The organism is Rhodococcus sp. M8 (assembly GCF_015654185.1).
Classification (GTDB): Bacteria; Actinomycetota; Actinomycetes; order Mycobacteriales; family Mycobacteriaceae; genus Rhodococcus; species Rhodococcus aetherivorans.
Map to the genome: position 1 here is coordinate 5,646,071 of NZ_CP064065.1, position 12,693 is coordinate 5,658,763.

The window sequence follows — 12,693 nt, forward strand, 5'->3', positions numbered from 1 at the left end:
CTAACAAAGGCGGAGGCGCCCGGCGAGCCGGTTTCGGCGGCCCGCGGCCGCCGGCGGGTTCGCCGAACAGTGCGCCGGGACGTGGCGAACGTCACGCTCCGGCCCGCGAACTGGTGAATCAGCCGTCGGCGGGCGCGAGGTACCACGTCCGGCCTGTACTGTATTGGAGGCCGCAGTGCCTGTGCGGGCCGTTCGCGGCCGCGAACGGGTGACTCGCATTCGCGACGCGGCCACCGCAAGAACGCCGTACGGGCGAGGTGCCGTCTGGGTCCAGTGCCGTGTGGCCGGACAACAGCCAGGAGAGCCATCGCGTGAGCACCGCCAGTTTCCGCAACGTCGCCATCGTCGCGCACGTCGACCACGGAAAGACCACCCTCGTCGACGCCATGCTGCGCCAGTCGGGCGCCTTCGCCGAGCGCGCGGAACTCGTCGACCGGGTCATGGACTCCGGTGACCTCGAGCGCGAGAAGGGCATCACCATCCTCGCGAAGAACACCGCCGTGCACCGGTACAACGGCGACGGCACCGTCACCGTCATCAACGTGATCGACACCCCCGGTCACGCCGACTTCGGTGGTGAGGTCGAGCGCGGCCTGTCCATGGTCGACGGCGTCGTCCTGCTCGTCGACGCGTCCGAGGGCCCGCTGCCGCAGACCCGCTTCGTGCTGCGCAAGGCGCTCTCCGCGTCGCTGCCGGTGCTGCTGGTGGTCAACAAGACCGACCGCCCCGACGCCCGCATCGCCGAGGTCGTCGAGGAGACCCACGACCTGCTGCTCGACCTCGCCTCCGACCTCGACGACGAGGCCTCCGAGGCCGCCGAGCAGTTGCTGGACCTGCCGGTCCTGTACGCCTCCGGGCGCGAGGGCAAGGCGTCGACGGAACAGCCCGAGAACGGACAGGCGCCCTCCGCCGAGAACCTCGACGCGCTGTTCGACGTCCTCATGAAATACATCCCCGCCCCCAAGGGTGATCCGGCCGCACCGCTGCAGGCCCACGTCACGAACCTCGACGCCTCCGAGTTCCTGGGCCGCCTGGCGCTGCTGCGCATCCACAACGGCGAGCTGCGCAAGGGCCAGACCGTCGCGTGGATGCACGCCGACGGCGTGAAGAACGTGAAGATCACCGAGCTGCTCCAGACCATCGGTGTCGAGCGCCGGCCCGGTGACGTCGCCGTCGCCGGCGACATCGTCGCCGTCGCCGGTATCCCGGACATCATGATCGGCGACACCCTTGCCGACGTGGACAACCCGGTCGCCCTGCCGCGCATCACGGTCGACGAGCCGGCCATCTCGGTGGTCATCGGCACCAACACGTCGCCGCTCGTCGGCCGCGTGCAGGGCCACAAGCTGACCGCGCGCATGGTCAAGTCCCGTCTCGACTCGGAGCTGGTCGGCAACGTGTCGCTGCGCGTGCTCGACATCGGCCGCCCCGACGCCTGGGAGGTGCAGGGCCGCGGCGAGCTGGCGCTGGCCATCCTCGTCGAGCAGATGCGCCGCGAGGGCTTCGAGCTCACCGTCGGCAAGCCGCAGGTGGTCACCCGGCAGGTCGACGGCAAGGTGCACGAGCCCTACGAGGAACTCACCATCGACAGCCCCGAGGAACACCTCGGCGCGATCACCCAGCTGCTCGCGGCCCGCAAGGGCAAGATGGTGCAGATGTCCAACCACGCCGCCGGATGGGTGCGCATGGAGTTCATCGTCCCGTCGCGCGGCCTCATCGGGTTCCGCACCGACTTCCTCACCGAGACCCGTGGCACGGGCATCGCCAACGCCGTTTTCCACGGCTACGCCCCGTGGGCCGGGGAGATCCGCGCACGGCACACCGGCTCGCTGGTCTCCGACCGCTCGGGCTCGGTCACGCCGTTCGCCATGATCCAGCTCGGCGACCGCGGCACCTTCTTCGTGGAGCCGGGCAGCGACACCTACGAGGGCCATGTCGTGGGCATCAACCCGCGCGCCGAGGACCTCGACATCAACGTCACCCGCGAGAAGAAGCTCACCAACATGCGCTCCTCCACGGCCGACGTGATGGAGACCCTCGCGAAGCCGATCACCCTGAGCCTCGAGGAGGCCATGGAGTTCTGCGCGTCCGACGAGTGCGTCGAGGTCACCCCGGAGATCCTCCGCGTCCGCAAGGTGCACCTGTCGGCCACCGACCGGGCCCGCGCCCGCTCGCGGGAGAAGGCTCGCAACAAGTAGTCGCGGCAGTGGTGGTCCCGGCGCAGCCGGGACCACCGCCGCATCCCGGAGGGAAGGGAGGCCGGATGCGCAGGATCGCCGGGATCACCGCGGTCGCCGCGGTGCTGGGGTTGACGGCGTGCACCGCCGATCCGCCGCCGCCGATCGAGCAGACCGAGCCAACCCGGACCCCCACCCCGGTTCCCCAGCTCAACACCGTCGTGGTGGCCGTCGACGACGTGGGCGCCGGGCTCAACCCGCACCTGCTCGCCGACCAGTCGCCCGTCGGCAACACCGTCGCCGGGATGGTGCTGCCGAGCGCGTTCCGGCCCGTGCCCGACCCCGCGCGGCCCGGCGCCTCCGCCTGGGTGCTCGACGAGTCCGTCCTCGCATCGGCCGAGGTCACCTCGCAGGCCCCGTTCACCATCACCTATCAGGTGCGCGACGAGGCGCAGTGGTCCGACAGCGCGCCCATCGCCGCCGAGGACTTCCGGTACCTGTGGCAGCAGATGATCACCCAGCCCGGTGTGGTCGATCCCGCCGGATACCGCCTCATCGACGACGTCGGATCCTCCGGCGGCGGCAAGACCGTCACCGTCACGCTGCGCGAGCCCTACCCGGCGTGGCGGGAACTGTTCACCCACCTGCTGCCGGCTCACCTCGTCAAGGACACTCCGGGCGGTTTCACCACGAGCCTCGCCGAATCGATCCCGGTGTCCGGCGGGCAGTTCCATGTCAAGTCCGTCGACCGCGGCCGCGGCGAGATCCTGCTCGAACGCAACGATCGCTTCTGGGGCACGCCGGCCCGGCCCGACCGGATCCTGTTGCGCCGCGGCGGAACCGACGCGCAGCTCGCCGAGTCCATTCGCACCGGCGACGCGCAGGTCGCGCAGATGCACGGTGGGGGATCCGCGCTGCTCGCCCAGCTCGGCGCGATCCCGCAGGTGCGCACCGGCACCCAGCTGCAGCCCCGCGTCCTCGAGCTGACCCTCAACGGCCGCACGACCGAGTTCGCCGATCCGCGCGTGCGCCGGGCCGTCCTCGGGCTTCTCGACCCGGACCTGCTGGCCACCGTCGCGGCCGGCACGGAATCGGCCGTCGTCGCGGCCCGCGCGCAGGTGCTCGCCCCGTCCGATCCCGGCTATTCGCCGACGATGCCGCCGCGGCCCGGCCGCGAGGAGTCCCTCGCGCTCCTCGCCGGGGCCGGGTATGTACCGGCCGGCCCGGCGACGATCGACGCAACCGGCACCCCGGCGCCCGAGACCGCGACCACGGGTCTGCTCGCCCAGGGCGGCGTGCCGCTCACCCTCGTGCTGGGCGTGCCGGAGAACTCGCCGGTGGCCGACGCCGTCGCCCGCACCGCCGCAGACCAGCTGCGTGGGGCCGGCGTCGCCGCCACCGTGACGACGTTGCCGCCGGACGAGCTCTACGGCGACGCCCTCGTCGAGGGAACCGTGCATGCGGTGGTCGGCTGGACGCGCGCCGGAGGCGACCCCGCCACCGCTGCGCTGTCCCGATTCGGTTGCCCCCCAGTGCTTCCCGAGCAGGGTCCCGCCTCCGCCGAGCCGGCTCCCGCGCCCACCCCGACGCCGGAGCCCGCCCCCGGCGGTGACGCCGAGTCCGTTCCGGACGGTGACGCCGAGTCCGTTCCGGACCGTGACGCCGGGCCGGTTCCCGACGGTGACACCGGGCCGGTTCCCGACGACGAGATCGAGGCCGCCGAGGCGCAACTCGCCGCACCGAGCAATGTGTCCGGGGTGTGCGACCCCACCCTCGACCCGGAACTCGCCGGGGCCCTGCGCGGCGCCGGCGACGTGCCCGCCGTCCTGGCCGGGGCGCAGCCGAAGCTGTGGGACCTCGCCGTCACCCTGCCGATCGTGCAGGACCGCACCGTGATCGCCGCGGGACCCGGCGTCGAGGGCGTGACGCTGGCCGGCTCGATCCCTGCCGGTTCCCTGTCCGACGCGCAGAACTGGTGGAGGACCACACCGTGACCGATCGGAACGCCCCCGCGCCGAAACGCCTGTTGCTGGTGCACGCCCATCCCGACGACGAATCCATCACCACGGGCGGCACCATCGCCCGCTACGCCGCCGAGGGCGCCGAGGTCACCGTCGTGACGTGCACCCTCGGGGAGGAGGGCGAGGTCGTCGGCGACGAATGGGCGCAGCTCACCGCCGACCGGGCCGATCAGCTCGGTGGCTATCGCATCCACGAGCTCGGCCGGGCGCTGGCCGCCCTCGGCGTGCCCGCGCCCCGCTTCCTCGGCGGCGCCGGGCATTGGCGCGACTCCGGGATGGCCGGCACCCCGTCGGCCGCGAACCCGCGGGCCTGGGTGAACGCCGACCGCGACGAGGCGGTGGCCGCACTCGTCGCGGTGATCCGGGAACTGCGCCCGCACGTGGTGGTCACCTACGACCCCGTGGGCGGTTACGGCCACCCCGACCACATCCAGGTGCATCACGTCGTGACCGCAGCGGTCGAGGCCGCGGGGACCGGCGCCTACCCGCACGCCGGCGCACCGTGGGATCCGGCGAAGCTGTACTGGACCGTCACCGAGGCGAGCGCCCTGCGCCGCGGCATCGCGGAGATGACCGGCCTGCCCGACGGGTGGCAGCGTCCCGGCCCCGACGACCTGCCGTGCGTGCCCGACGAACAGGTCACCACCGTGGTCGACGTCGCCGGCGTGCTCGACGCCAAGCGGGCGGCCCTGGCGGCGCACGCGACCCAGGTCGTCGTCGCGCCCGGCGGAGCACAGTTCGCCCTGTCCAACCTCGTCGCGCAGCCCGTGCTGGAGCAGGAGCACTACGTGCTCGTCCGGGGCGACCGCGGCGACGTCGACGGCTCCGGCCGGGAGCGTGACCTCTTCGCCGGGCTGAGTTAGTGTGACCACGAGCACCGGACAGGTGATCGTGGTCACACGAGAGGGTCCTGATGTACAACTGGTCCGTCCAGAACCAGATCGTCGCATTCGTCGATTCGCTGCGTCCCTACGCGGACCAGATCAACGCCGCCTACTACCAGGCGCTCTACGGATTCGCGGACCAGGCCAGCCACGTGCTGACGCTCATGGGCTACCCGCCGGTGCCGTGATCGGCCGGGACCCGGTGACCACCCACCCGCGCCGGTGGCGCACTATCGAACGATGACGGTCGATCCCGCCACCACAGCCACCGAAGCTCCCGCCCCGCCGGCGCCGAAGCCGCGGCCGGGCATCGTCGCGCTGCTGACCTTCGACGGCTTCCTCTGCGCGCTGCTGTCCGTGTTCTTCCTCGGCCTGTACATCGGCACGGTGCCGTTCCCGATCACGATCGTGCTGGCCGGCGCGGCGAACATGCTCCTGGTGATGGCGATGCGCGCCGAGACCGGGTCCGCCTCGCGCGCGGCGTGGCCGCTGCTGGCGTGGATCGTCGGCTTCGTGGTGTGCCTGGCCGGCGGTCCCGGCGGCGATCAGCTCCTCGTCGCCGACTGGCGGACCCTGCTGCTGCCGGTCGGTGCGCTCGCCCCCGCCGGGTTGCACCTGTTCGTCGCCCGCATGGCCGCGCTCACGAGCGCAGTCCGGCAGCCCGCGCCGCGTCCGTGAGCACGGCGGTGAGCATGGCCGGGGTGAGCCGGCCGGTGAACGTGTTCTGCTGGCTCACGTGATAGCAACCGAACACGTGCAGCGGCCTGCGGTCCGCAGCGTCGCCGCGCGGCCGCAGTTCCACCGCCGTGCCGTGCCCGAATCCGGGGCGGGGACGCGGCACGGCCCAGCCGGCGTCGTCGAGCACCGGGAGCAGCGCCCGCCATCCGAAGCCGCCGAGCACCACGACCGAGCGCAACGTCGGCGCCAGCAGCTGTAGCTCCGCGTCGAGCCAGGTGCGGCACGTGTCCCGCTCCTGCGGCGTCGGCCGGTTGGCCGGCGGCGCGCAGTGCACCGGCGACGTGACGCGGGTGCCGAACAGTTCGAGGCCGTCGCCGCGGTGCGTCGCGGTGGGCTGCGACGCCAGGCCCGCCGCGTGCAGCGCGGCGTACAGGAAGTCGCCCGAGCGGTCACCGGTGAACATCCGGCCGGTCCGGTTGCCGCCGTGCGCGGCCGGGGCCAGGCCCACGATCAGCAGGGACGCATCCGCCGGTCCGAACCCGGGCACGGGACGCGCCCAGTACTCCTCGTCGCGGTATGCGGCACGCTTCTCGCGGCCCACCTGCTCCCGCCACGCGACCAGGCGCGGGCAGGCCCGGCACTCGATCAGGCGCGCGTCGAGCGCGGCCAGGTCCGGGGGCCGATCGATCGGGTTCATCGGCGCACCCATCCGTCGCCGGCCCCGGGAGTGACCGCCTCGACCAGCGCCCACGCCTGCTCCGCGGGGAGGTCCACCACCGCGTAGCGGCCCGTACCGGCCGGGGTCGCGGCGACGACCGTCGCCACCCCGGCGCGGCGCTGGAAGAACGTCTGCCGCACCGTCCAGCCGATGATGCCGTCCGCCTCGAGCGAGACGCGGCGCCGATCCAGCGACCCGCCGCGGGTGATCAGCCACGCCGTCGCGTCCTGCGGCCCCGCCCCCAGCACGGCATGCCCCAGGCTGCGGTAGCGATCCCACGCCAGCCCCACCGCCGCCACCGTGACGGCCGCGACCGCCGGACCCCATGCCGCCACCGGGACCGTGCGGCCGGTGACCGCGACCGCCGTCGCACCGGCGGCGACGGCCAGCGCCACGGGACTCAGCGCCCGGGTGAACCGTCGCCGCCGCGCCGCCGGCCCGTGCGGCCGCAGCGGGGCGTCGAGCTGCCGCGTGTCGCGCAGTACCGCTGCCGCGACCCGTCGCGCCTCGGCGGAGGGCGCGGGCGGCAGCAGCAGCGACGACTCGCCGTGCTCGGCGGCGACGCCGGTCATCACCGCGTCCAGGCGGGCCCCGCCGGCCAGGCGCAGCGCAAGCGGCTCGCGAAGGCTCACGCCGCGCAGGCGGCGCCGGTCCAGGGTGGTGTGCCGGTGCCGCAGCAGGCCGTGCCCGACCCGCAGCATCCGCCCGTCGTCGGTGACCGACAGGTCCGCGTACAGCAGCACGTACCGCACGCACGCCGCCAGGCTCGCCACCACGCCCAGGACGAGCAGGCCGAGCACGGCGGCGACGAACGGGCCGGCGGCCTCGATCGACGACAGCCCGCGCTCGACGGTGGCCGACTCGCCGAGCCGCTCGGCGATCCCGTACTGGAAGGCCAGTCCCACCACCGCCGCGACGGTGACCAGCCCCGTGGTCGAGAACGGGGCGTAGCGCACCCAGCCCGGCTGGAACCGGGCGATCGCGGTTTCGGCCGGGGCGGCCGCCCCGGCCGCCTCGTCCGGCGCTCCCGGGGGCGTGCTGAGCAGGGCGGCGCGCAGCGCCGGCACGGCACCGACCGCCAGGCCGTTCAGCTCGAACCGGTTGCGGTCGCGTCCGGCGCCGGTCCGCTGGCCGGTCCCGATCCGCACCACCGCCAGCCCGAGCAGCCGGTGCAGCAGGCGCTGTTCGACGTCCACGGACCGGATGCGGCTGCGCGGCACCGACAGCAACTGGCGCTGCAGCAGGCCCCGGCGCAGCTCCACGTGCACCGGTCCGATCCGGTAGGTCGTGGTGAACCAGCGCAGCATGCCGATCACCACCAGCAGCGCGGCCACCGCCAGGCCCCAGCCGTGATTGCCGCTGCTGCTGCCGAGCAGCACCGACGCCACCAGCACCGGCAGCAGCCGCAGTACCTCCTCGACGGGGTGGATCAGCAGCATCCGCGGATCCAGCCGCAACCACGGCTGCTCGGCCTCGGCGGCGAGGGCGGGGGCGTCCTCCCGCTCCGGCGGCACGGGTACGTCGCTCACGTGGCATCGGCCTGGCTGCTGCCGGCGATCGCGGTGAGCCGGGCGGCGGTGGCGTCGGCGACCCCGACGTCGAGAGCGGTGATCTCCACGGCGCCCGCGGACGAGGCGGTGGTGACGGTGACGGTGGCGAGGCCGAGCCATCGTTCGATCGGGCCGCGCTCCGTGTCGACCGTCTGGATCCGGGAGATCGGCGCGATCCGGCGTTCCTGGGTGAGCCACCCTGAGCGCGTGTACACGGCGGTGTCGGTGATCTCCCAGCGGTGCACCCGGTACCGCCACAGCGGCATCACGGCCACGTGCGCGACGGCGAGAACCGCGGTGGCGACGCCGGCGGCGACGTGCCAACCCGGGTGCCGGCCGGAGTCGACTATCGCCCACACCACCTGCGCGGCCACGACCGGCACCCACAGCAGCGCGGCGCTCACCGCCCACAGCAGCCGCGCCCTCGGGCTGGGGCGCCACGCCGGATCGGCCATCGTCACCGGCGGCGGGGCGGCCCTGCCGGCTGCCGGGGGCGGCGGGGGGTCGTCCCGGTTCACGCGGTTCTCCTCGTCGGTGGTGTCCAGTCGGTTCCAGGCTAAGCTGATCGGGCGAGCAAACCCGGCAATGCCGCGACCGGGTTCGGAGTCGACACGAGGAGGAGGACCGCCGTGACCGAATCATCGGAGACCACCGAATACACGGAACTGCCCGAGGCCGATCGGATCGAGCAGGAGATGCCGGCCGAGGACGAACCGGCCGACGACGAGGTGACCTCGGTGCCGCTCGAGGTGGAGCCCGCGGACGTTCTCGAGCAGAGCCGGGTCGTCCCGGGAGACGAGGACTATCCCCGCGAGTGAGTTCGCCGGGGACGTGCCCCCGAGGTGGCATGGGTACGGCGGGTGGCGCATGATCGGCGAATGACCGATTCGACCCACGACGGTGCCACGCCCGCGATGTTGCCCCTGCCCTCGGTCCGCGCCGGCGCGGCCGGGCCCGCGTCGTCCGCGGCGGATCCTGTGCGGGTTTCGCCGTCGGGCATGCGGCGGGCGTTGCGGCGCGCGCGGGACGGGGCGACGCTCAACGTCGACGAGGCCGCGATCCTGCTCGCCGCCCGGGGATCGGATCTCGAGGACCTGTGTGCCTCGGCCGCCCGGGTGCGCGACGCCGGTCTGCTCGCGGCGGGCCGGCCAGGCACGGTCACCTATTCCCGCAAGGTGTTCGTCCCCATCACCCGGCTGTGCCGGGACCGCTGCCACTACTGCACGTTCGTGACCGTGCCGGGCAAGCTGCGCGCCGCCGGGCAGGGGATGTATCTCGAGCCCGACGAGATCCTGGACATCGCCCGGCGTGGAGCCGAACTGGGTTGCAAGGAAGCGCTTTTCACGCTCGGTGACCGGCCCGAGGAGCGCTGGCCGGAGGCGCGGCAGTGGCTCGACGAGCGGGGCTACGACTCGACCCTCGACTACGTGCGCGCGATGGCGATCCGGGTTCTCGAGGAGACCGGGCTGCTGCCGCACCTGAACCCCGGGGTGATGAGCTGGGCCGAGATGTCCCGTCTCAAGCCGGTGGCCCCGTCGATGGGCATGATGCTCGAGACCACGTCGACCCGGTTGTTCACCGAGCAGGGGGAGTGCCACTACGGCAGCCCCGACAAGGACCCGGCGGTGCGGCTGCGGGTGCTCACCGACGCGGGCCGGCTGTCGGTGCCGTTCACGACCGGCATCCTCGTCGGCATCGGCGAGACGCTCACCGAGCGCGCCGAATCCATCGCGGCAATCCGCAAGCAGCACAAGGCGTTCGGACATATCCAGGAAGTGATCGTGCAGAACTTCCGGGCGAAGGACGACACCGCGATGCGCGACGTGGACGACGCCGGACTCGACGAGTTCCGGGCCGCGATCGCCGTGGCCCGGCTCGTGCTCGGCCCGTCCATGCGCATCCAGGCGCCGCCGAACCTCGTCGCCGCCGACGAGTGCCGCGCGCTGCTCGCCGCGGGCGTCGACGACTGGGGCGGGGTCTCACCGCTGACCCCGGACCACGTCAACCCGGAACGGCCGTGGCCGAACCTGGACGCGCTCGCACGGATCAGCGCCGACGCCGGGTTCACCCTCACCGAGCGGATCGCGGCCCAGCCGCAGTACGTGCTGGCCGGGCAGCCGTGGATCGACCCGCGGATCGCCGCCCACGTGCGCGCGCTGGCGGACCCGGCGACCGGTCTGGCCCGGGACGTGACCCCGCAGGGGCAGCCGTGGCAGGAGCCCGACCTCGATTGGGAGTCCAGCGGCCGCGTGGATCTGAACTCCGAGATCGACGTGACCGGGCGCAACACCGAGTACCGCTCCGACCTCGGCAGCGCGTTCGGCGACTGGGACACCGTGCGCGAGCAGGTCCTCGCACTCGGCGCGAATGCCCCGGTGCGGTTGGACGGGGACGTGCTCTCGGCGCTGCGCGCCGCGGAGAAGGACCCCGCCGGTTGTACCGACGCCCAGTACGTCGCCCTCGCGCACGCCGACGGGCCCGGCCTCGAGGCGGTCGTCGCCCTGGCCGACCAGCTGCGCCGGGACACGGTCGGCGACGACGTCACGTACGTGATCAACCGGAACATCAACTTCACCAACATCTGCTACACCGGCTGCCGGTTCTGCGCGTTCGCGCAGCGCAAGGGCGACGCCGACGCGTTCACCCTGTCCACAGCCGAGGTCGCGGACCGGGCGTGGGAGGCGCACGTCGCCGGTGCCACCGAGGTGTGCATGCAGGGGGGCATCGACCCGGAACTGCCCGTCACCGGCTACGCCGACCTGGTCCGCGCGGTCAAGGAGCGGGTGCCGTCGATGCACGTGCACGCCTTCTCCCCGATGGAGATCGCCAACGGCGTCTCCCGCAGCGGCGTGTCCGTCCGCGACTGGCTGACCGAGCTGCGTGAGGCCGGCCTCGACACGATCCCCGGCACCGCCGCGGAGATCCTCGACGACGAGGTCCGCTGGGTGCTCACCAAGGGCAAGCTGCCCACCGCGGAGTGGATCGAGGTGGTCACCACCGCACACGAGGTGGGGCTGCGGTCCAGCTCGACGATGATGTACGGCCACGTCGACCAGCCGCACCACTGGGTGGGGCACCTGAACGTGCTGCGTGGGATCCAGGACCGCACCGGCGGCTTCACGGAGTTCGTGCTGCTGCCGTTCGTGCACCAGTCGTCGCCGCTGTACCTGGCCGGCGCGTCGCGGCCCGGTCCGACGTTGCGCGACAACCGCGCCGCGCACGCGCTGGCGCGGATCATGCTGCACGGCCGGATCGACAACATCCAGACCAGCTGGGTCAAGCTGGGTGTCGCCGGCACGCAGGCGATGCTGCAGGGCGGCGCCAACGACCTCGGCGGCACCCTGATGGAGGAGACGATCTCCCGGATGGCGGGTTCCCAGCACGGCTCGGAGAAGACCGTGGCAGAACTCGTGGCGATCGCCGAGGGCATCGGTCGCCCGGCCCGTCAGCGGAGCACCGCCTACGCGCCGCTCGCTGTCGACGGGGGCGCCCTCAGCGGGGCCGGCCGGTGAGCCCCAGGCTGGGCGACGGGGTCGTCGCGGCGGCCCTGGATGCGACCGCCGCGGGCGTCGGGCCGCTGTTCGACCTGGCGTACCTCGACCCGTTCGGTCTCAAGGCCCGCACGTTCGTGCCCACGGTGCGGGAGCGGACCCCGGTCGAGCAGGTGCTCGACGCGGCCGCGGCCGTGCTCGACGCCGGTCGCGTGCCGGGCACGGCGGCGTGGGCGGCCGCGTCGGAACAGGAGCGGGTGAACTGGTGGGTCGGCGGGCTCGGCTCGGTCTCGACGCTGCCCGTCGCGTTCCCCGGCATGCTCGGGGTGGTGGGCCGGATGCTGCCGCTGCAGGACGCGCTCGGCTTCGTCAACCAGGCGATCGTGCTGCTCGCCGTCGCCCGGGAACGCGGAATCCACGACCGCGACCGCCAGGTGCGGATGCTCGCGGCCGTGCTGTGCCGCCGCGACCTCCTCGGCACGGGCGAAACCGGGACGCCGCTGTCGTGGGTGCGGCGTCCGGTGCGGTCGACGATCGACCTGGTCCGCGCGGTGAACGCGGAATTCGCGCGGCGTCCGCAGCCGTCGGGCGCGTGGCGCGCGCTCGGCGTGCTGCCGCTGGTGGGGGCACTGGCCGGATACGTCGGCGAGCGGTCCGCCCTGTCCCGGGCCGCCGCGGACGGGCAGCAGTGGCTGGGCGCCCAGCCGGGGCCCATCTAGTCAGGGCACCCTAACTCGGAGGGGTGTCCCCGCGGCGGGGGATACTGGACGTCGACGGACGCGGAGCGCGCCCCGATTCGGCGTGACCGTGCAGGTGGGCGGGCGACCAGAGAGGCAGGGAGAACACCAGTGACGTACACGATTGCGGAACCGTGCGTGGACGTGTTGGACAAGGCGTGCATCGAGGAATGCCCGGTCGACTGCATCTACGAGGGCGGTCGCATGCTGTACATCCATCCGGACGAGTGCGTGGACTGCGGTGCCTGCGAGCCGGTGTGCCCCGTCGAGGCGATCTTCTACGAGGACGATGTGCCGGACGAGTGGAGCGCGTACGTCAAGGCCAACGTCGACTTCTTCGACGATCTCGGATCCCCGGGTGGCGCCGCCAAGCTCGGCAAGGTCGACTACGACCCGCCGTTCGTCAAGGCCCTGCCGCCCATGGGCGAGGAATAGTG

12 protein-coding genes are annotated in these 12,693 nt (G+C 73.1%); 9 read left to right on the forward strand and 3 right to left on the reverse strand.

The genetic code is table 11. The features are described from left to right. Window positions 1-311: 311 nt before the first annotated feature. From typA to ISO16_RS25820, 5 genes are all read left to right on the forward strand, one after another. Window positions 312-2,198, forward strand: coding sequence for a translational GTPase TypA (typA, locus tag ISO16_RS25800; RefSeq protein ID WP_006933946.1), 1,887 nt, complete (start codon window positions 312-314; stop codon window positions 2,196-2,198). Window positions 2,199-2,263: 65 nt separating this feature from the next. Next, window positions 2,264-4,171 (forward strand): ABC transporter family substrate-binding protein, encoded by a 1,908-nt coding sequence (locus tag ISO16_RS25805; protein ID WP_072634724.1) that lies wholly within the window; start codon window positions 2,264-2,266, stop codon window positions 4,169-4,171. Continuing rightward, window positions 4,168-5,061, forward strand: a complete 894-nt coding sequence (mshB, locus tag ISO16_RS25810; RefSeq protein ID WP_083662478.1) for an N-acetyl-1-D-myo-inositol-2-amino-2-deoxy-alpha-D-glucopyranoside deacetylase — start codon at window positions 4,168-4,170, stop codon at window positions 5,059-5,061. The genes ISO16_RS25805 and mshB overlap by 4 nt, the downstream gene beginning before the upstream one ends. A gap of 50 nt (window positions 5,062-5,111) precedes the next feature. After that, window positions 5,112-5,270, forward strand: coding sequence for a hypothetical protein (locus ISO16_RS25815; RefSeq protein WP_006933951.1), 159 nt, complete (start codon window positions 5,112-5,114; stop codon window positions 5,268-5,270). Window positions 5,271-5,322: 52 nt separating this feature from the next. Further along, window positions 5,323-5,760, forward strand: a complete 438-nt coding sequence (locus ISO16_RS25820) for a hypothetical protein (protein ID WP_006933953.1) — start codon at window positions 5,323-5,325, stop codon at window positions 5,758-5,760. Here the strand turns inward: ISO16_RS25820 and ISO16_RS25825 are convergent. Genes ISO16_RS25825 through ISO16_RS25835 form a run of 3 tightly spaced genes read right to left on the reverse strand, consistent with a single transcriptional unit; the run spans window position 5,723 to window position 8,483 of the window. Then, the gene (locus tag ISO16_RS25825; RefSeq protein ID WP_006933956.1) at window positions 5,723-6,457 is read right to left on the reverse strand and encodes a uracil-DNA glycosylase; all 735 of its coding nucleotides are present in this window, start codon (window positions 6,455-6,457) and stop codon (window positions 5,723-5,725) included. The genes ISO16_RS25820 and ISO16_RS25825 overlap by 38 nt on opposite strands. Further along, window positions 6,454-8,007, reverse strand: a complete 1,554-nt coding sequence (locus tag ISO16_RS25830) for a PH domain-containing protein (RefSeq protein ID WP_072634725.1) — start codon at window positions 8,005-8,007, stop codon at window positions 6,454-6,456. Before ISO16_RS25830 ends, ISO16_RS25825 begins: the two co-directional genes overlap by 4 nt. Next, entirely contained in the window at window positions 8,004-8,483 is a 480-nt protein-coding gene (locus ISO16_RS25835) for a PH domain-containing protein (protein ID WP_044475775.1), read from the reverse strand. The genes ISO16_RS25830 and ISO16_RS25835 overlap by 4 nt, the downstream gene beginning before the upstream one ends. Window positions 8,484-8,657: 174 nt before the next feature. Between ISO16_RS25835 and ISO16_RS25840 the strand changes: the two genes are divergently transcribed. The 4 genes from ISO16_RS25840 to fdxA all read left to right on the forward strand — a co-directional run bounded on the left by ISO16_RS25840 (window position 8,658) and on the right by fdxA (window position 12,691). After that, complete coding sequence (locus ISO16_RS25840; protein WP_006933961.1) at window positions 8,658-8,846, forward strand: hypothetical protein; 189 nt, start codon at window positions 8,658-8,660, stop codon at window positions 8,844-8,846. A gap of 60 nt (window positions 8,847-8,906) precedes the next feature. Continuing rightward, entirely contained in the window at window positions 8,907-11,540 is a 2,634-nt protein-coding gene (locus ISO16_RS25845) for a bifunctional FO biosynthesis protein CofGH (protein ID WP_029542348.1), read from the forward strand. Then, window positions 11,537-12,238, forward strand: coding sequence for a hypothetical protein (locus ISO16_RS25850; RefSeq protein ID WP_072634726.1), 702 nt, complete (start codon window positions 11,537-11,539; stop codon window positions 12,236-12,238). Before ISO16_RS25845 ends, ISO16_RS25850 begins: the two co-directional genes overlap by 4 nt. 129 nt (window positions 12,239-12,367) lie before the next feature. Then, the gene (gene fdxA, locus ISO16_RS25855; protein WP_006933964.1) at window positions 12,368-12,691 is read left to right on the forward strand and encodes a ferredoxin; all 324 of its coding nucleotides are present in this window, start codon (window positions 12,368-12,370) and stop codon (window positions 12,689-12,691) included. Window positions 12,692-12,693: the final 2 nt, after the last annotated feature.